This window comes from Nocardia sp. NPDC059177, from assembly GCF_042755165.1.
Classification (GTDB): Bacteria; Actinomycetota; Actinomycetes; order Mycobacteriales; family Mycobacteriaceae; genus Nocardia.
On record NZ_JBHZBX010000001.1, the window covers coordinates 350,815 to 367,895 of the forward strand.

Below are 17,081 nucleotides of genomic sequence, written 5' to 3' on the forward strand. Positions count from 1 at the left end.
TCCGGTGGCATAATTGGAGATACCGCCTCCGCTTCACTGAAGCTACCAGATTAACGGAGAAACCACCTCCACTTAATCCCCGGATTGCTAGGATGCACCTGTGAATCACGCCACGACGACCCCAGCACCACCCCGCCGCCTGCGCGCCGACGCCGTGCGCAACCAGCAGCGGATCGTCGCGGCCGCCCGCGAGCTCTTCGCCGACCACGGTCTCGAGATCACCCTCGACGACGTCGCCGAGCGCGCCGGTGTCGGCGTGGGCACGGTCTACCGCCGCTTCGCGAACAAGAAGGAACTCATCACCGAGGTCTTCGACCAGCACCTGGTCGACTTCGCCGAGGCCGCCGAGGCCGCGCTCGACAATCCCGACCCCTGGCTGGGCCTGGTGGAGTTCTTCGAGAACGCCTGCAGGCACCTCGCGGCCAATCGCGGCTTCGGCGAGGTCATGCTCGAGCTCGAGGAAGATCCCGCCCGCTTCGCCGAACTGCGCGACCGCATCCGCCCCTCGGTGACCGCGATCGTCGACCGCGCCCGCGAGGCAGGCGCCGTCCACCCCGACATCACCACGTCGGACTTCTTCGCCCTGATCCACATGGTCAACGCGTTCGCCGAATTCTCGGTGCCGGTGAATGCCGAAGTCTGGCAGCGTTATATGGCCATCACCCTCAACGGTGTGCGCACCGACGCGGTGCCGCGCAGGCCGCTGCTGATCGATCCGCTCACCGACGACGAAGTCGAGGCCGCCAAGTCGGCGGGCTGCATGGGGCGCCGCCGCTGAGGCCGAGCGGCCGGCGCCTGCCGTTTCGGCGACGCCGGCCCTCGCTCACGGAGCGGAGATCGCCGCCGACGGGATCTCGGGAACGATCCGCCGTGAAAAGCCGGTGAGTACCTGGCCGGGACCCAATTCGGTGAGCTGGTCATAGCCGTCGGCGACCGCTCGCAGCACGGTGTCCACCCACCGGACCGGCGCGACGAGCTGGCGGCGCAGCACGGCGCGGATCTGCTCGGGGTCGGTGAGGTAGTCGGCGGTGACCGCGCTCAGCACCGGGATCGCCGGGGCACGCAGCACACACCGGTCGAGTTCGGCACCGAACTCCTCGGTGATCTCCGCCATCAGCGCACAGTGGAACGGCCCGCCCACCTTGAGCCGGACGACCTTGGCCGCGCCCGCCTCGCGCGCGGCCTGTTCCAGCGCGGCGACCGCGTCGACCGCACCGGAGACCACTGTCTGCGTGGGCTGGTTGTAGTTCGCGACCTCGACCAGGCCGGTGTCCACTGCCGCACACAGTGTCTCGACCTGTGCGGCGGGCAGACCGATGATCGCGCTCATCGAGCCACCGGCGCGGGCCGACACCTCGGCCATCAGCTCGCCGCGACGGCGCACCAGACGCAGGACCGATTCCTCGTCGAGCACACCGGCGACGGCGAGCGCGGTGAATTCCCCGAGGCTGTGCCCTGCCACACCGTCGGGCATCACGCCCTGCTGTCTGCGCACCGCCATCAGGGCCAGACTCGTGGCCACGATGGCGGGCTGGGTGACGTCGGTGGCCCGCAACTGCTCGGCCGAACCCTCCACACACAGCTTCCGCAGCGGCAGCCCGAGGATCTCGTCGGCGCGGCCCAGCACGTCGCGTGCGACCGGGTGCTCGGCGATCCAGGCCGCCATACCGGGTCTTTGAGAGCCCTGACCGGGGAAGAGGCCGAGCGTCCTGGTGCCACTCATCGCCCGACCGCCGCGCGCTCGAACTCCTCGGACAGCAGCGCAGGCAGTTCCCGGCTGACCAGTTCGATATTGCGCGCCACCAGGTCGTCGGGCATGCCGGCGATATCGGCCCAGAACAGCAGATGCCGCACCGGCAGGCCCGAGATCCGTTCGTGGATACGCCGTGCCGCTTGTTGCGGGGTCAGGATCTCCAGGTCGGCCCATGAGCCGTCGGCGGGCTGCGCGCGCAGGTCGTCGGGGCTGAGCAGCGGGGGCTCGGGCATGCCGGTGCCCGCGACCGACAGCGCGCGATAGGTGTTCTCCTGATGGACCGCGTGCGGGGCGATGCGCGACCAGGCCTGTTCCGGGTCGTCGGCCAGGATCACCGGCAGCAGGTCCGATACCCGCGCGATCGCCGGGTCGTGCCCGCCCTCCACCAGTCCCTGGTGGTAGTGCGGGAACATCGCGTGCGAGATGTGCAGCAGGCCGATCCCGAGGCGGCCGGCCAGGCGCGCACCACGAGGGCCGTAGAAGCCGCCCCACAGCGGGACCGGGTCCTGGATCGGTCCGGGCGTGATCGCTCCGGTCTGCCACAGCTGCTGCACCTGTGCGATCACCTCACCGGTCCGCGCGAAGCGACGCCGGAAGTCGGTGTCGAACAGTTGATACTCCGGCACCCGGTAGCCCGCGCCGAGTCCCAGCTCGAGACGGCCGCCGCTGATCAGGTCGACGATCGCCGCCTCCTCGGCCAGCTGGGCCGGTTTGCGCAGCGCGGGCAGCACAACGGCGGTGCCGATGCGCACATGCCGGGTCCGGGCGGCGGCGGCCGCAGCGAAGGTCAGCGGCTGCGGCAGGTAACCGTCGTCGAACAGGTGATGCTCGGTGAACCAGACGCCACCGGCGCCCTGCCGATCGGCCTCCTCACAGAACTCGAGGGCGCGCGCGTAGTGGTCCGCCCACGGGCGGTGCCACTGCGCCGGGTTGCGCAAGTCGAAGAGTAGTCCGACGTCCATGGATTCGCTCCGTTCGTCACCGAGTTGTCGTGGTCCACGCGCGGGGGTCGGTGAACCCCGGGCGCCGTTCGAGCCTGCGCCAGGGCGCGACGTAGCGCACAGGTGCGCGGACGACCTCGGCCGCACGCCTCCTGGTGACCAGTAGCGCCGTCAATGCCGCGAGTTCCACCGCGTCGGCCTCGCCTTTCTCCACGCGCAGCCACACGGGCGCTCGGCCGGTCATTGCGGCGGGTTGCCGTGCTTGCGGCGGGGCAGGTCGTTGTCCTTGCGCTGCAGCATCGAGAAGGCGCGGATCAAGACGGTCCTGGTGTCGCGGGGGTCGATCACGTCGTCGATGAGTCCCCGCTCGGTGGCGTAGTACGGATGCCCCAGTTCGCTGCGGTATTCCTCGATCTTCTGCGCCCGGGTGGCCTGCGGGTCGGCCGCGGCGGCGATCTCGCGGCGGAACACCACATCCGCGGCGGCCTCGGCACCCATCACCGCGATCTCGTTGGTCGGCCAGGCCAGCGCGAGATCGGTGCCGATCGAGAGCGAGTCCATCACGATGTACGCCCCACCGAAAGCCTTGCGCAGCACCAGCGATACCCGCGGAACGGTGGCATTGCAGTAGGCGTAGAGCAACTTGGCCCCGCGCCGGATGATGCCCGCGTGCTCCTGATCGACGCCGGGCAGGAAACCCGGCACATCGACGAGGGTCAGCAGCGGGATGTTGAAGGCGTCGCAGAACTGGACAAAGCGCGCGCCCTTCTCGCTGGCGTCGATGTCGAGGACGCCGGCCAGCACCATCGGCTGACTGGCCACCACCCCGACCACCTGCCCGTTGAGCCGGGCCAGTGCGCACACCAGGTTCCCCGCCCATGCCGCCTGCACTTCGAAGTACCCACCGTCATCGACGATCTCGGCCAGCACCTCGCGGATGTCGTAGGGCTGGTTGCCATCCAGCGGCACGATGTCGAGTAGCGCGTCGACTTGCCGATCGACCGGATCGGTGGTGAACGCCGCAGTGGGTAGCTCGCGATTGTTGCTCGGCAGCATCGACAGCAGCAGCCGGACATCGGCCAGGCACGAGTGCTCGTCGTCGTGGACGAAGTGCGCCACACCGGAGGAGCCCCCGTGCACGTCGGCCCCACCCAGTTCGTCATGGGTGACGTCCGCGCCGGTCACCGTGCGCACCACGTCGGGCCCGGTGATGAACATCTGCGAGATATCGCGGACGACGAAGACGAAATCGGTCAGCGCCGGTGAGTAGGCGGCGCCACCCGCGCAGGGACCCAGCATCACACTGATCTGCGGAATGACCCCGGACGCCAGGGTGTTCCGGCGGAAGATCCCGCCGTACTCCACCGCGGCCTTGAGCCCGGGCAGCTCGGCCTTGCTGTTCTCGTCGACGGCGCGCTCGATCCACGCCAGGCCGTCCGGATCGTCATCGCCCGGTAGGCCGACTTCAGCTCGCCCAGGTGCACCTCGCATTCGACCAGCCACGCTCGCGTCACGCCGAGCAGCGACGCGCTCACCCGGCCGGTGAGCAGGGCACGCAGATCGGTGCGGGCGGCGCCGACATCACCGGTACGCATCGCGACTCTGGCCCGGGCCAGCGCGATCACCGCCCGCAGTGGTTCCGGCGCCCGCGGACCCGCGGCGTGCGCCACGCGGTCGCACTGCACCGCGACGTCGGGGAGCCGATCGGCGTATATCAGTACTAGCAGTGCGGCCCAGACCGAGGCCACATCGGCGAGGTCGAGGTCCACGCCGAGCGCGGTCTCGGCGCGGTGCACGACCGCGAGCCGGTTCCCGCCCCGCAACGCCTCGCGGCGCAACGCGATCGCGGGGCGGTCGGCGGCGATACCACCGGAACCCGAGCCGGCGTGCTGGTCCGCCCGGAGCAGGCGCAGCGACCGGCCGGTGGCGATCCCCGGCACCTGTTCCGATCTCCGCTGTCTCAGAGTCTCGTCCACAAAAACCCACCCCATTTCGATACGATCAGATCTTTTGGGCACCTGTCCACACCTGAAATCCCCATCGAATCAACCATGTCGCGTGACCACAGAAAACCACTGTCAGCTCTGCGAATCGCCGACATCGTAGAGTTGTTTACGCCCCCGTTGCCGCATCTCGAACGATCGATGAAGTCGCTCACCATCATATATCGGCGAATTCGACCAGCAGGTTCCGGAGTGGTGAACATCTCACCGCATCGGGGTTGATTAACTTTTGTTCATGGGCACACTGCACACCGCGACCGAGGTCGCCAGATATTTGCCGCCTCCGCGATACCGTCTGCGCACAAAAACGCCCGATCACGCGGCTCGGGGCCGGGTGATCGGGCAAATATGTGCTGCCGTTCGGTGGCGTCAGTTCTTGGTTGCGGTGAAATCGGCGCGGAACGACTCGATCACCGATCCGTCCGCTCGATATTGGGTGGTCGTGCCCGTCGAGGTGAATTTCTGGGAATTATGCAGAGTGCCCTGCTGAGAACCTGTTACCGACCCGTCCGGTGGCAGATTGTGGTTCAGGTCGAAGGCGATGGTCTTGCCCTGCTGTGTCCAGGTGAGGGTTCCGGTGAGGCCACCACCCGTGACCAGGGTCCCGCCGCCACCTTCATCGAAGGTGAACACGCCGGTACGGGTGACCGGCCCGGTCGACAGATGCTCGACCACACTCACCGACCACGAGCCGGCCAGCGAACACGCCTGCTGCTCTGCGACGGCGGTGCCCGGGACGAACATCGCCGCGACGACACCGAATGCCACCATCAGCGCGCCCAGGACAGAACGGCGCGATCGTACGATTCTTGTCATTGTTCTTTCCTCCGGTGTGACCAGAATGCCGCCTATCGGCTGCGGCTGACCTCTTTGATGAGCAGGCTGCTGAATTTCGGGGTCCCGGCCGCGGTGATCACATCGACCACGGCACGGGGGTGGATGTTGCGGACCGCGGCGGCGAGCAGAGCGTGCGCCAGGTCGACCCGCGAGGTGAACAGGCCGGGAATTCGGGTGGGGGCGATGGTGTAGTCGGTGACATCCACCCCGTCGAAGAGACCGGAGGCCCGGATGATCGTCCAGTCCAGATCGCTGGCCTGCAGAAACGCCTCCATCCGGACCATGTCGGCGTAGGCGGTGCGGCCGATCGTGCGCAGGATCGGGCGCACCGCCGCGCGGAAGAACATCCGTTCCCCTGGCGCCGCCGACGGCGGAACGCAGACGGAACTGACACAGACCAGCCGCCGCACCCCATCGCGCCCCATCGCTCGCGCGATATTGGCGATTCCGGAGGAATACATCGTGACCGGCTTGCGGGTATAGGCGGCGCCGACCGCGGAGACGACCGCGTCCTGACCCGACACCGCCCGGTCGACCGCGCCCGGGTCGAGGATGTCGGCCCGCACGACCCGCAGCCCGTGCGGTGCCGCGAAGGTCGCGGGATCACGCACGACGGCGGTGACCTCGTGGCCGTCGTCCATGGCCAGCCGGGTCACCTGCCTGCCGGTCGCGCCGTTCGCACCGAAGACAACCAGCTTCACTGCTTCTCCTCCGCTCGATCAGCCCTGGATTTCGGTGGTCAGCGCACGCCTATAGATGGAAGGGTGTGGTGTGAAGCTGTAGCGGTCACTGGCGAGCATTTTTCCGGAAATCGAGAGGAATTCCGGATCAGCGAATGCCGCCTGAAAATCCTCGGCGGATTCCCAATGGGCGACATTGATCAGCTGAAACTTCGCATTTCCATCCACCGACCGGTGCAATGTCGAGGAAATGAAGCCGGACATATTTCGCATGACATCCAATGCCATTTGCCAGTCGGCGACCAATTCTTCGATATCACCGCCGGTCAGCTCGAAGACATTGATCAGCACCATCGGGTCGATTTGAGACTTTCTCATTCTGAACTCCGTTCACCTGTCAGCAAGGGGAGGGATAGCGAATCGATGAGACGTTCGAAGAATGCGCCATCGGTGGGCTCACCGAGAATCATGATGCGATGAAAGATCATCGCGGGAATAACGTGGGCGATCAGGCCGAGATCGGCACCCTCGGCGATTTCGCCGCGCGCCCGCGCCCGCTCCACGACAAGGGCGTAGGCCTCACGCCGGGGAGTGGCGATGACGCGTTCGACGGTCTCTCGCAACTGTGGATCGCGCGCCATCGACGACGCGATGGCCGCCAGCACCGCATCACGCCGACTACTGGTGTCGACGTAGGCAGTCCCCAGTGCGATGAGATCCGCGCGCAGGCTGCCGGTGTCGGGGATCGGCACCTCCCAGCCCAGTGCCTCGATCGCGTCGCGGACCAGCTCGGATTTATCCTTCCATCGCCGGTAGACCGTCGCCCGGCCCGCGCCGGCGCGGGCCGCCACGGCCTCGACGGTGAGCCGGTCGTAGCCCACCTCGGGCAGGATCTCCCCCGCGGCGGCCAGCAGCGCGCTGTCGCGACCGGGATCACGGGGGCGCCCACCGGATCGCAGTGGCACGTCTCCGTCTGATGGTGTCGACACGAGCCGAGCGTAACCAGGCCGATGATTCGATACAAGAGTGACTCGTATCATAACTGGCCGCTGCCGCGATCGGCTACGGTTCGCTCGCTCCCGGAAGCCCGGCCGCTCCGGTGATCAGCTGTTCCGCACTACCTTTCGGTCACACCGAGCGACAACACACGAATTCCACGACAGTGCAGGAGAGGCAGAGATGAAGGCTGTGAACCGACGCGGATTCCTGGCGATGGGAGGTGCGCTGACGCTCGCGGGTAGCGGGTTGCTCACGGCGTGCTCGGACGACGGCCCCCGGGCCGCGACGCCCGCCGACATCACCGACCTGCGGTCCGGCCTGCGTGGGCAGGTGCTGCTGCCGGGCGACGAGGGCTTCGATCCCGCGCGCCGGCCGTGGAACCGTACCGTCGACCAGTCGGTGCGCGCGGTCGCCGAGGTCGCCGATGCCGAGGACGTCGCCGCGCTGGTCCGGTTCGCGGGCGAGGCCGGCATCGCGCTGGCCACCCAGCCGAACGGGCACAGCCCGTCCCCCGCGCTGGACGGGACAATCCTCGTCCGCACCGCCCGTCTCGACGAGGTGCGGGTCGACCCCTCCGCCGCGACCGCCCGCGTCGGCGCCGGGGTGCCGTGGAGCCGGGTCCAGGCCATCGCGGGGCCCGCCGGGCTGACCGGGGTGACCGGGAGCGCCCCCGGCGTCGGGATCACCGGCTACACGCTGGGCGGCGGTCTCAGCTGGTTCGGCCGCAAATACGGCTGGGCCGGCGATCAGGTCAGCGCTTTCGAGGTGATCGACGCCCAAGGCAAGAAGCTGCGGGCGAGCGCGACGAGCGAGACCGATCTGTTCTGGGCACTGCGCGGCGGCGGCGGGGACTACGCCCTGGTCACCGCGATCGAGTTCGCGCTGCGACCGGCACCGGCGCTCTACGGCGGCCGGATGCTGTGGCCCGTCGCCGCCGCCCCGGCGGTGCTGGCCGCGTTCCGGCAGGTCACCGCGACCGCCCCGGACGAGCTGAGCGTTTGGTGGAGCTTGTTCCGGTTCCCGAGCGCGCCGCCCATGGTCGGCATCGACGCGACCTACCTCGGGCCCGAGGAACAGGGCACAACGCTGCTGCGCCCCTTCGACAGCATTCCCGCGCGGATGTCCGACAACCGCCGCGTCCTGCCGGTCACCGACCTGGGTTCCATCACCGGCGAGCCGACCGACCCGAGCCCCACCCGTCAGCGAGGCACGCTGCTGACCGGCCTCGACGACACCGTCGCGCAGGCCCTGCTCGCCCGGCCCATCGATCCCCTGCTCAGCGTGCAGATCCGCCATCTCGGCGGCGCGCTCGCCCGGCCCTCCGACTCCGCGGCGGGCCCGATCGCCGAGCCGTACTGTGTGAACTTCACCGGATTGCAGACCGCGCCCGGCACCGCCGCGGCGCTGGACGCGCGTGTGGCCGAATACCTCGACATCCTGCGCCCGGTGGACAGCGGCCGCACCCCATTCACCCTGTTGGCACCCGATCAGTCCGCCGCCGAGGCGCTCGCGCACTCGATGCCGCGTCTGCGCGAGATCAAACGCGACCGCGACCCCGACGGCGTGTTCCGCAGCAATTTCCCGGTACTCACCTGAGCATCGATCGCTGACCGGTTGCCACGTGCGTAACCAGTAGCGCGCGTCACACTTCATCCACTACTCTTGGACACATGACCAAGAGTACCTGGGTGAACTGGGCGGGCGAGCAGCGTTGCACACCCGCCGTCGTCGCCGCACCGCGCGGCGTCGAAGAACTGGCCGAGATCGTCACCACCTCCGCCGACGCCGGTCGCACCGTGCGCGTCGCGGGGTCCGGCCACTCGTTCACCGATGCCGTGCTCACCGACGGCACCCTGATCGATCTGAGCGGGCTCGACCGGGTCATCGAGGTCGACACCGCGACCAACCGGGTGCGCGTGGAAGCCGGGATCACCCTGCACGCGGCCAGCCCGCTGCTGCATCAGCACGGCCTGGCCTTCCCCAACCTGGGCGACATCGATGTCCAGACCATCGCAGGCGCGACCGCAACCGGGACCCACGGCACCGGCGCGCGCCTGCGTAACATCTCCGCAGCGCTGCACTCGGTGCAGGTCCTGCGCGCCGACGGCACCCTGGTCGAGCTCGACGAGCAGACCGATCCCGAGGGATGGAAGGCGGCGCGGGTCAGTCTCGGCGCGCTCGGCATCGTCACCGCGGTGACGCTGCAACTGGAACCCTCGTTCGTACTGGAGAACGTCGAGCGTCCGATGCCGGTCGACGAGGTGCTGGCCGATCTCGACGAACTCGTCGACGGCAACGATCATTTCGAGTTCTACGCCTTCCCGCACAGCACGACAGCGATGACCAAGGCCAACAATCGCACCGAGGCCACCGAGCAGCCGCGCGGCGCGGCCGGCGAGTGGCTCAACGACATCCTGCTCGCCAACCACGTCTACGGCGGACTGTGCCGGCTGGGAAAGCGAATTCCGGCGACCATCCCCGCCATCCACCGCTTCGCCGCGTTCGTCGGGAGCAACAACCGTCGGGTCGACCGCTCCTACCGGGTCTTCGCCACTACGCGCTTGGTGAAGTTCAACGAGATGGAATACGCGATTCCGCGCGCGCACGCCGCCGACGCGATCCGCGAAATCCTGGCACTGGGAAGGCGATTCGGCACTCTGATGCCGATCGAGGTGCGCTGGGTCGCGCCCGACGACGCCTTCCTGTCCCCCGCGGGCGGGCGCGAAACCTGCTACATCGCAGTGCACCAGTACGAGGGCATGCAGTGGCAGCCGTACTTCCGCGCCTGCGAAGCAGTGTTCAACAGCTACGAGGGCAGGCCGCACTGGGGCAAACACCACTTCCAGACTGCCGAGACCCTGCGCGCCCGCTACCCCGACTTCGACCGATTCACCGCGGTCCGGCACCGTTTCGACCCCACCGGGGTATTCGCCAACGACTACGTGCGGCGCGTGCTCGGCCCGCTCGCCTGAGTCGAGCGGAGCGGACACCGGCCGGACAGCACCCTCGCCGGTTCTCGCGCACCAGCCACCCGGCACCCGCCCAGATGGAATGATGGTGGGCGATATCTGAAGTGCCACAAGCACTTCGCTCCTGCGCCGAAAGGGCGACCATGGCCCACACACCCAGCGTGTTGTTCGTCTGTGTCCACAATGCCGGACGTTCGCAGATGGCGGCGGGACTCCTGCGCGCGATGGCCGGGGACCGCATCGAGGTGCGCACCGCGGGCAGCGAGCCGGCCGACGCGCTCCATCCCGCCGCCGTCGCGGCGATGGCCGAGATCGGCATCGACATCGCCGGCGAACTGCCCAAGGCGCTCACCGACGACGCGGTCGGGCTCTCCGATGTCGTGGTGACGATGGGGTGCGGCGACGTGTGCCCGTACTTTCCCGGCATCAGCTACCGCGACTGGGTGCTGGCCGATCCGGCCGGGCAGCCGATCGAGGTGGTGCGCAGTATCCGCGATCACCTGCGGATACTCATCGGCAACCTGATCGCCGAACTGGTGCCGGTGCCGGCGCGCTGAGGTCCGATTCGTTCAAGACGGGCCCCCGCGAGCTGACCTACGCTGCGGAGATGACCCCACAGCTCGATGTCATCTCCCTCGTCGTCTCCGATATGGCCGCCTCGGTGACCTTCTACCGCAAGCTGGGCCTGACCTTCCCCGATGGCGCGGAATCCGCCCAGCACACCGAGGCACCGCTCGGTGGCGGTCTGCGCCTGGCGCTCGACACCGAACAGGTGATCGCCTCGTTCGATCCCGGCTGGCAGCCGCCGACCGGCCCCGGACGCAGCGGTATCGCGTTCCGCTGCGCCGATCCGGCCGAGGTGGACAAACTGTGGGCCGAGCTCGTCGCGGCCGGGTACCACGGCGAGCTCGAACCATGGGACGCCGCCTGGGGCCAGCGCTACGCCTCGCTCGCCGACCCCGACGGCCAGGGCATCGACCTCTACGCCCCGTTGCCCAGCGAATAGGCCGACCAGCCGCGCGGATCGCGCTGACGCTGCTGGTAGCGGTCCAGGATCTCGCGGACTTCGTCGCTGACCGGCGGTTCGTCGGTCAGCCTGGTCCACAGGTGCGCATCGTGTTCGGTCAGCCGCACCGGTCCGGTGGCGGCCACATCGACGACGAAGGTGAACTGCCTGGTCCGCGCGCCCGCGCCGGACAGGTAGTCGAATTCGCCCAGATAGTCGGTGACGCCGGTGACCTCGAGCCCGGTCTCCTCGGCGACTTCGCGGGCCACCGCGGCGGCGAGTGCCTCCCCCGGCTCCACGACCCCGCTGGGTAGCTCCCAGCGGCCGCTCAGCGAATCCGATCGTCGACGGCGCAGGATGAGTACCCGGTGGTGGCGGACGACGACAGCGCCGACGACAAGCCGGCGGACTTCATCTCGTTCGGCCTCGATACGAAGCGCGGAGTACACGGATTCGTCGATCATCAGGTCACATCCTCTCGTCGTGGTTCGGACTTGCCTGGCACAAGCGACGGGGCGTGCATCTGTGAGCATAACTTTCCCCCGCGAGGATGCCGAATGAGACTTTCCGGGCGCCGGGCCGGGATTTCAGCCGGATCGCAGCTCCCGGACCGAGCATCCGGCCAGGTCACGAAACTCCCGGGAGAGATGTGCCTGGTCGGCGAAGCCGGTGACGACGGCGGTTTCCGCGGCCGGAATTCCCGCCCGAACCGCGGCCAGCGCGCGCTGGAACCGGAGAATCCGGGCCAACGTCTTGGGGCCGTAGCCGAAGGCGCGCAGACACCGGCGGTGCAGCATCCGCGCCGAGAGCCCGGCCCGCGCGGCCGTGCCGGCGACCGTCGCGCCCGCGGCCAGGGCGTCGGCGACAGCGGTGATCGCCGGGTCGGCGGGCTGTTTCCCGGCCGCGAGGCGCACCGCGACGGCCTCGATGGCCGCCATCCGGTCGAGCGCGTCGTCGATCTCGCCGACCAGCGGGCGGACCACGCGGGCAGGCAGCAGATCGGCCAGCTCCACGCGCTGATTCAGCAGTTCGACGGCCGGCACCCCGAGCAGCGCGGGCGCGGTGCCCGGCGCGAACCGCAGCCCGACGAACTCGCTCGCGCGGGCAGCGGGCGCGCGGAACGAGTGACTGTCCGGTCCGGCCACCAGCAGGGTGCCCTCGGTCCAGATCAGGTCCATGCAGCCGTCGGGAAACACCGTGACCGGGCTCGGATGCGCGGTGACGGTGCGGGTCCAGACGACGGCGCGGTCGAGCCGGGCCGGGCGCTCGCGGTAGTCCCTCATCGCTCGACCGTAGCGCCGGCCACCGACACATCTAGGGTCACCCGCATGACCGTGCTGCGTTCCGTGCTGTTGTTCGTCCTCGCCGCGCTCGCCGAGATCGGCGGTGCCTGGCTGATCTGGCAGGGCGTGCGCGAGCAGCGCGGCATGGTATGGATCGGGGCAGGTGTGGTGGCGCTGGGCCTCTATGGCTTCGTCGCGACATTGCAGCCCGACGCGAACTTCGGGCGGATTCTGGCCGCGTACGGTGGTGTTTTCGTGGCGGGCTCGCTGCTGTGGGCGATGGCGCTGGACGGCTTCCGGCCCGACCGCTGGGACGTCGTCGGCGCACTGGTCTGCCTGGCCGGCGTCGGCATCATCATGTACGCACCGCGGGTCAACGGGTAGACCGGCCTCGGTAGCATCTGGCGGCAACGACATTCGGCTCGGCGGAGGGGTGGGCTCCATGCAACCGGCAGGAACAGTGCGCGGCGGCGGGCCGCGGATCGCGGGCTTTCCCGGATCCGACATCGACACCGAACCCGATGTCTGGTCCGGCGCCGCGATCGACGACGACCGGATCACCGCGCTCGCCGTCGGCGCCTACTACGGCCGCAGCGGGGGCGCGCACTGCGACGGTGTCGCCTTCCTGCCCGAGGAGCCCGACAGCACCAGTACCCGCCGCGAGACGGCGATCGAGGGCCTGCACGAATCGTGGGGCGTCGACAATGCCGAGGACGCGCGCGACACCATCCGCCGGCTGCTGGCCGGTATGCACGCGCCGCTGTTCGAACTCGTGCACCCACTGGCCGTCGCCGCCGCGTCCGATATCGGCCGGGTCGACCGCAGCGGGCTCGCCGACGAACATCGCGAATTCCTGCACACCCTCTCCGGTTTCCGCGGCTATCGCGGACCCGCAGGCATCGACCGCGACTACGACGCCTGGCTGCAAGCCATCAAACTCGGCATCACCGAAAGCCTGCCGAACCCGCTGCAAACCGACGCCACCGCCTGGGATCTGGCGCGACTGGTGTTCATCGCACGCGGCTCGTGCACCGCGGGCTATCTCAGCGAGGACGAGGCCTGGGAACACATGCTGACCGGGCTGGACCGGGCGCGTCAGCACTACCGCAACTGGCGCCAGTTCGGCGACGGCTTCCTCACCGGAGCGATCTTCTGGGCCGCGACCCAGGACCTGTCCGCGGCGAAAAGCCAAGTGGCCGAACGCAGACGGATGATCGCCGGCCTGCACCTGCGCCCGTCGAGCCCGTGGCGGCGGGTGGCGCTGCACCGGGGCGCGCCGGTGTTCAGCCCGGCATCGCCAGCATGATCCCGACCGCCTGACGGCGGAACGGGTCGTCCTCGACCATCCCCAGTTTGCGGCGCTCCACCAGCAGCTGCCATTCACCGAACAGGTCGGCCGAGGACGGCAGCGACTGCGCGATCGAACCATCGGCGTGCTCGATCTCGCAGGCCAGGCGCATCGCCTCGGCGATCCGGGCGAAGTCGACCGGCTCCCAGTCCAGGAAGTCCAGTTCGGTGCCCGCGCCCGACACCCGCAGCGTCGCGATCTTTCCCGGTGGCGACAGGATCTCGGTCCCGGCGAGCACGGCGACCGGGAACTCGTAGACCGCCCAGGTGGAGACGAACAGCAGCCGCAGCGTGGTGATCGCGACCAGCCCCGGCACGCCTTCGTGCCCGGCCTGCGCCAGTTCCAGCACATATTCGTCCGGGCGGGCGCAGCCGTGCAGGATGTCGATCTCGCGTAAGGAGTTGCCCGCGAAACGCATTCGGCCCGCAGCCGCCGTCACATCGGGGCGCTGCGGGCCGTGCGGACCGGGAACCGGCTGCGGTGGCACCAGATTCGGCCGCGGCGGGAACATTCGCCGCAACCCGATCAGGTCCCGTTCGACCGCCCGCACCAGCACCTGCGCCTGCTCACGCACCCCGGTCTCCAGGAACACCGGCACCGGCTGACGATCGGTCGCCACCCCGTTCACCACGAACTGCGCCGACCGGAAGAACAGCAGCATGGCCAGCTGCCCGTCCTCGGTGGTCGCCAGCGCGACCCGAGCCAGCTCGGCCACCGAGACATCGAGCCCCACCTCGTTGTCGGCCCGCAACGGCGTAGTCACCAGCCGCCCGTCCCCATACCGGACAGCGACCCGCGTACCCCACACCTCGATCACAACACATTCCCTCCGGCCCAGCCCCGCCTCGCTGGATCCTACCGAAGGGGGGTATCGCCGGTCGCGGTCAGTTCCCCGTCGGCCGCCCCGCGAGCTTGCGGGTCGCGGACCTGCCGCCGAACCCGTCTTCAGCACAAGATCACGAACCGGACCGGGCACGGCAGACGATCGCGGGATGCGAATGCCGGTGTGGCTGTGAGTTGTTCGATGGTGGCGGCGAGGGGCACGCGGAGGTGGCAGAGTGGGGAGATGGCCGATGAACAGGTAGTCGCGGGTGACGGCGGCGATGTCGAGTCGCCGGAAGAGGCGACGAAGCGGAAATTCCGGGAAGCACTCGAACGAAAGAACGGCAACGTCTCCGGCGGTGGGTCGGCACAGGGAGCCGCCAAGGTGCGCGGGACACACGGTGTAGCGGGCGCGAAGCGAACCTTCCGCCGGCGTGCAGGCGGCTGATCCCTCGCGGGTGCACCGGGCCCTCTACTGCTCGGCCGGACACAGGCCGACCGGACACGAAAAAGCCCCTCACCTGGGTGCCAGGTGAGGGGCCTCGAGTGGAGCTGCCGGGAATCGAACCCGGGTCCTCCGCCGCGTCTTCAGGGCTTCTCCGTGTGCAGTTCGCTAGGTCTCTGCTTGGATCTCCGGGTCTCGCGAACAAGCTCGGATGACGATCCCAGTCACTGTTTGATGTTCCGCCCGACCCCGCGACCGGGCCGGACAGTAAGTCTCTCTAGCTGATGCCAGGGTCCGGGTCGAGAGACGAACCCGGTCTGACAGAGACGACCTGCTACTTAGGCAGCGAGGGCGTACTCGCGCTGATTGGAATCGGCGCTTAATTGGTTGCAGCGACGCTTACGGTGGTCTCTTGCCTGCACCGACACGCTTCCCCTGAATCAACGTACGCAGTCGAAACCGTTCAGCCCCGTACGTGCCCGCACCGTGCGGGCTAGTCATATTAACACTCCCGCCGCCGCGAATCTTCCCGATTATTTCCGGCCCGTGGCCGGCGTCGGTGACCTGGTAGCGAACTTCACCGACCCGGCTGCGTCAATCCGGGCTGCGGCGCCGGTCGAGGCGAGTACTGTTCTCGTTCGGTCGCACCGGGACAGCGAGATCCCCTGCGCGACTGGAGCAAGGAGTTACCTGATGGCATTCACCACATCGCGGGCGCTGCGCCGTACCGCGGTGATCCCGTTCGTGGCCGCCCTCGTCCTGGCCGCGGCCTGCTCGTCGGGTGACGACACCACCGGCCCCGGGGTGACCAGCGAGCCCTGCCCCGGCTCCGCCCACAAGGATCGGGGCTGCATCTATCTGGGCGTGCTCTCCGACCTCGGCGGCGGGCCGTTCGCGCCGCTGGGGATCTCGATGAACGAGGGGCAGCTGGCGTTCTGGAACGAGGTGAACGAATCGGGCGGCATCGGCGGCTACGACATCGACATCACCACCTACAGCCGCAACACCGCCTTCGATCCGCGGACCCATCGCAGCGCCTACCACGAGATCGAACCGCATGTTCTCGCGCTGGCGCAGAGCCTCGGTACCGGGCATTCGATCGCGCTGCTCAATCAGATGGACACCGACGACATGGTCAGCGTCGCGGCCACCCAGTGGTCGGGCTGGAACTATCGCAGCGCCGACCGCAATCTGGTGCTCAGCGCCGGCTACTCCTACTGCACCGAAGCCGTGATGGGGCTGGACTGGTTCAGCGAAAACCATTACGCGCCACGCAATATCGCCATCGTCGCCTATCGCGGCAACTGGGGCGGCGACTATGCCAGCGGGGCGCTGAAGTGGGCGGTGGCCAACGGCGCCACCATCTCCGACCGCATCGACACCGGCCCCAACGGCGAGGTCGGCAACCAGGACGGCCCGGTCGAGGAGGTGCTGGCCGCGGCACCGGATCTGGTCATGCTGGCCACCGGCCCCGCCGAGACCGCGGAGATCGTGGGCAAGCTGGTGAAGGCGGGCTTCACCGGCCGGTTCCTCGGCTCGCTGCCCACCTGGAACGCGGCCCTGCTGCAGACACCCGCCGCGCCCGCGCTGACCGCGCTCTACAACTACACGACCCCGGTCGACAGCTGGAGCGGCACCAGTATCGGCGCCCAGCGCGCCCGCGCGGCCGTCGACCGCGAGCCGGCCAACTTCGGGTATTCGCTGGGCTGGGCGATCTCCTATCCGCTGCGGGCCCTGCTCATCGCGGCGGCCGCCGACGGCGCGCTCTCCCGTCCCGGTCTGCGCCGCACCGTCGCCGACTTGACCACCGACGGGGAGGGCATGGTGGTGGTGCATCCGTCCGGCGCCACCGCGCCGGATCTGTCGCAGGAGTGGTCGGTGGTGTTCGAGCCGGACGCGGCGGCGCCGATGGGTGCCAGGGCGATCAGCACCGGATATCAGGGCACCACGCTGGGCAGGCTCGGGATTCACGAACCCTGCACCCGGCTCTGACCG

At 68.8% G+C, this 17,081-nt stretch carries 20 protein-coding genes and 1 other RNA gene; 9 read left to right on the forward strand and 12 right to left on the reverse strand.

From position 1 onward, the window contains the following. The first annotated feature begins 100 nt into the window (after positions 1–100). Positions 101–778, forward strand: coding sequence for a TetR/AcrR family transcriptional regulator (locus ACFXK0_RS01605; protein WP_379407696.1), 678 nt, complete (start codon positions 101–103; stop codon positions 776–778). 45 nt (positions 779–823) lie between these two features. Here ACFXK0_RS01605 and fabD read toward each other — a convergent pair whose 3' ends face one another. The 8 genes from fabD to ACFXK0_RS01645 form a co-directional block, all read right to left on the reverse strand. Beyond that, positions 824–1,723: an ACP S-malonyltransferase gene (gene fabD / locus ACFXK0_RS01610; RefSeq protein ID WP_379407698.1), complete on the reverse strand. Its 900-nt coding sequence runs from the start codon at positions 1,721–1,723 to the stop codon at positions 824–826. Continuing rightward, positions 1,720–2,715, reverse strand: a complete 996-nt coding sequence (locus ACFXK0_RS01615; protein WP_379407699.1) for an LLM class flavin-dependent oxidoreductase — start codon at positions 2,713–2,715, stop codon at positions 1,720–1,722. Before ACFXK0_RS01615 ends, fabD begins: the two co-directional genes overlap by 4 nt. Before the next feature lie 16 nt (positions 2,716–2,731). Next, positions 2,732–2,938 carry an acyl-CoA carboxylase subunit epsilon gene (locus tag ACFXK0_RS01620; protein ID WP_379407700.1) on the reverse strand — a complete coding sequence of 69 codons (207 nt, stop codon included), beginning with the start codon at positions 2,936–2,938 and terminating at the stop codon, positions 2,732–2,734. Then, a complete protein-coding gene (locus ACFXK0_RS01625; protein WP_379407701.1) occupies positions 2,935–4,185 on the reverse strand; it encodes a carboxyl transferase domain-containing protein in 1,251 nt (416 codons plus the stop codon). The genes ACFXK0_RS01620 and ACFXK0_RS01625 overlap by 4 nt, the downstream gene beginning before the upstream one ends. Before the next feature lie 881 nt (positions 4,186–5,066). Further along, the gene (locus ACFXK0_RS01630) at positions 5,067–5,513 is read right to left on the reverse strand and encodes a hypothetical protein (RefSeq protein ID WP_379407702.1); all 447 of its coding nucleotides are present in this window, start codon (positions 5,511–5,513) and stop codon (positions 5,067–5,069) included. Between the two features lie 32 nt (positions 5,514–5,545). Continuing rightward, positions 5,546–6,235 carry an NAD(P)-dependent oxidoreductase gene (locus tag ACFXK0_RS01635; RefSeq protein ID WP_379407703.1) on the reverse strand — a complete coding sequence of 230 codons (690 nt, stop codon included), beginning with the start codon at positions 6,233–6,235 and terminating at the stop codon, positions 5,546–5,548. Positions 6,236–6,253: 18 nt separating this feature from the next. Continuing rightward, on the reverse strand, positions 6,254–6,592 hold the full coding sequence (locus ACFXK0_RS01640; RefSeq protein WP_379407704.1) for an antibiotic biosynthesis monooxygenase family protein: 339 nt from the start codon (positions 6,590–6,592) through the stop codon (positions 6,254–6,256). After that, positions 6,589–7,254, reverse strand: a complete 666-nt coding sequence (locus tag ACFXK0_RS01645; protein WP_379407705.1) for a TetR-like C-terminal domain-containing protein — start codon at positions 7,252–7,254, stop codon at positions 6,589–6,591. Before ACFXK0_RS01645 ends, ACFXK0_RS01640 begins: the two co-directional genes overlap by 4 nt. Before the next feature lie 139 nt (positions 7,255–7,393). On the opposite strand from ACFXK0_RS01645, the gene ACFXK0_RS01650 reads away from it, so the two are divergent. The 4 genes from ACFXK0_RS01650 (at position 7,394) to ACFXK0_RS01665 (ending at position 11,188) form a co-directional block, all read left to right on the forward strand. After that, positions 7,394–8,809: an FAD-binding oxidoreductase gene (locus ACFXK0_RS01650; RefSeq protein ID WP_379407707.1), complete on the forward strand. Its 1,416-nt coding sequence runs from the start codon at positions 7,394–7,396 to the stop codon at positions 8,807–8,809. Between the two features lie 74 nt (positions 8,810–8,883). Beyond that, positions 8,884–10,185, forward strand: a complete 1,302-nt coding sequence (locus ACFXK0_RS01655) for a D-arabinono-1,4-lactone oxidase (RefSeq protein ID WP_379407708.1) — start codon at positions 8,884–8,886, stop codon at positions 10,183–10,185. 140 nt (positions 10,186–10,325) lie between these two features. Beyond that, entirely contained in the window at positions 10,326–10,739 is a 414-nt protein-coding gene (locus ACFXK0_RS01660; RefSeq protein WP_379407709.1) for an arsenate reductase ArsC, read from the forward strand. 50 nt (positions 10,740–10,789) lie between these two features. Next, positions 10,790–11,188 carry a VOC family protein gene (locus tag ACFXK0_RS01665; protein WP_379407710.1) on the forward strand — a complete coding sequence of 133 codons (399 nt, stop codon included), beginning with the start codon at positions 10,790–10,792 and terminating at the stop codon, positions 11,186–11,188. On the opposite strand, the gene ACFXK0_RS01670 is transcribed toward ACFXK0_RS01665, so the two are convergent. Together ACFXK0_RS01670 and ACFXK0_RS01675 are read right to left on the reverse strand one after the other, a co-directional pair. After that, positions 11,164–11,652: an NUDIX domain-containing protein gene (locus tag ACFXK0_RS01670; RefSeq protein ID WP_379407712.1), complete on the reverse strand. Its 489-nt coding sequence runs from the start codon at positions 11,650–11,652 to the stop codon at positions 11,164–11,166. The two genes, ACFXK0_RS01665 and ACFXK0_RS01670, sit on opposite strands and share 25 nt — an antisense overlap. A gap of 123 nt (positions 11,653–11,775) precedes the next feature. Further along, a complete protein-coding gene (locus ACFXK0_RS01675) occupies positions 11,776–12,471 on the reverse strand; it encodes a helix-turn-helix domain-containing protein (RefSeq protein ID WP_379407713.1) in 696 nt (231 codons plus the stop codon). A gap of 45 nt (positions 12,472–12,516) precedes the next feature. Here ACFXK0_RS01675 and ACFXK0_RS01680 point away from each other — a divergent pair, with 45 nt between their 5' ends. Beyond that, positions 12,517–12,855, forward strand: coding sequence for a YnfA family protein (locus ACFXK0_RS01680; protein ID WP_379407714.1), 339 nt, complete (start codon positions 12,517–12,519; stop codon positions 12,853–12,855). A gap of 58 nt (positions 12,856–12,913) precedes the next feature. Next, positions 12,914–13,777: a DUF1266 domain-containing protein gene (locus ACFXK0_RS01685; protein ID WP_379407715.1), complete on the forward strand. Its 864-nt coding sequence runs from the start codon at positions 12,914–12,916 to the stop codon at positions 13,775–13,777. On the opposite strand, the gene ACFXK0_RS01690 is transcribed toward ACFXK0_RS01685, so the two are convergent. Further along, positions 13,755–14,582, reverse strand: coding sequence for a hypothetical protein (locus tag ACFXK0_RS01690; protein ID WP_379407716.1), 828 nt, complete (start codon positions 14,580–14,582; stop codon positions 13,755–13,757). The two genes, ACFXK0_RS01685 and ACFXK0_RS01690, sit on opposite strands and share 23 nt — an antisense overlap. A gap of 303 nt (positions 14,583–14,885) precedes the next feature. On the opposite strand from ACFXK0_RS01690, the gene ACFXK0_RS01695 reads away from it, so the two are divergent. After that, positions 14,886–15,089 (forward strand): DUF5302 domain-containing protein, encoded by a 204-nt coding sequence (locus tag ACFXK0_RS01695; protein ID WP_379407717.1) that lies wholly within the window; start codon positions 14,886–14,888, stop codon positions 15,087–15,089. Positions 15,090–15,185: 96 nt separating this feature from the next. Here the strand turns inward: ACFXK0_RS01695 and ssrA are convergent. Next, positions 15,186–15,557: a transfer-messenger RNA gene (gene ssrA / locus ACFXK0_RS01700) on the reverse strand. Between the two features lie 222 nt (positions 15,558–15,779). Here ssrA and ACFXK0_RS01705 point away from each other — a divergent pair. Continuing rightward, the gene (locus tag ACFXK0_RS01705; RefSeq protein ID WP_379407718.1) at positions 15,780–17,078 is read left to right on the forward strand and encodes an ABC transporter substrate-binding protein; all 1,299 of its coding nucleotides are present in this window, start codon (positions 15,780–15,782) and stop codon (positions 17,076–17,078) included. The last annotated feature ends 3 nt before the right edge of the window (positions 17,079–17,081 follow it).

Excerpts from the sequence above, each read along its gene's own strand:
- fabD (WP_379407698.1), bottom strand. The coding sequence starts at position 1,723 with ATGAGTGGCACCAGGACGCTCGGCCTCTTCCCCGGTCAGGGCTCTCAA.
- ACFXK0_RS01615 (WP_379407699.1), bottom strand. The coding sequence starts at position 2,715 with ATGGACGTCGGACTACTCTTCGACTTGCGCAACCCGGCGCAGTGGCAC.
- ACFXK0_RS01620 (WP_379407700.1), bottom strand. The coding sequence starts at position 2,938 with ATGACCGGCCGAGCGCCCGTGTGGCTGCGCGTGGAGAAAGGCGAGGCC.
- ACFXK0_RS01625 (WP_379407701.1), bottom strand. The coding sequence starts at position 4,185 with ATGCGAGGTGCACCTGGGCGAGCTGAAGTCGGCCTACCGGGCGATGAC.
- ACFXK0_RS01630 (WP_379407702.1), bottom strand. The coding sequence starts at position 5,513 with ATGACAAGAATCGTACGATCGCGCCGTTCTGTCCTGGGCGCGCTGATG.
- ACFXK0_RS01640 (WP_379407704.1), bottom strand. The coding sequence starts at position 6,592 with ATGAGAAAGTCTCAAATCGACCCGATGGTGCTGATCAATGTCTTCGAG.
- ACFXK0_RS01645 (WP_379407705.1), bottom strand. The coding sequence starts at position 7,254 with ATGATACGAGTCACTCTTGTATCGAATCATCGGCCTGGTTACGCTCGG.
- ACFXK0_RS01650 (WP_379407707.1), top strand. The coding sequence starts at position 7,394 with ATGAAGGCTGTGAACCGACGCGGATTCCTGGCGATGGGAGGTGCGCTG.
- ACFXK0_RS01655 (WP_379407708.1), top strand. The coding sequence starts at position 8,884 with ATGACCAAGAGTACCTGGGTGAACTGGGCGGGCGAGCAGCGTTGCACA.
- ACFXK0_RS01660 (WP_379407709.1), top strand. The coding sequence starts at position 10,326 with ATGGCCCACACACCCAGCGTGTTGTTCGTCTGTGTCCACAATGCCGGA.
- ACFXK0_RS01665 (WP_379407710.1), top strand. The coding sequence starts at position 10,790 with ATGACCCCACAGCTCGATGTCATCTCCCTCGTCGTCTCCGATATGGCC.
- ACFXK0_RS01670 (WP_379407712.1), bottom strand. The coding sequence starts at position 11,652 with ATGATCGACGAATCCGTGTACTCCGCGCTTCGTATCGAGGCCGAACGA.
- ACFXK0_RS01675 (WP_379407713.1), bottom strand. The coding sequence starts at position 12,471 with ATGAGGGACTACCGCGAGCGCCCGGCCCGGCTCGACCGCGCCGTCGTC.
- ACFXK0_RS01680 (WP_379407714.1), top strand. The coding sequence starts at position 12,517 with ATGACCGTGCTGCGTTCCGTGCTGTTGTTCGTCCTCGCCGCGCTCGCC.
- ACFXK0_RS01685 (WP_379407715.1), top strand. The coding sequence starts at position 12,914 with ATGCAACCGGCAGGAACAGTGCGCGGCGGCGGGCCGCGGATCGCGGGC.
- ACFXK0_RS01695 (WP_379407717.1), top strand. The coding sequence starts at position 14,886 with ATGGCCGATGAACAGGTAGTCGCGGGTGACGGCGGCGATGTCGAGTCG.
- ACFXK0_RS01705 (WP_379407718.1), top strand. The coding sequence starts at position 15,780 with ATGGCATTCACCACATCGCGGGCGCTGCGCCGTACCGCGGTGATCCCG.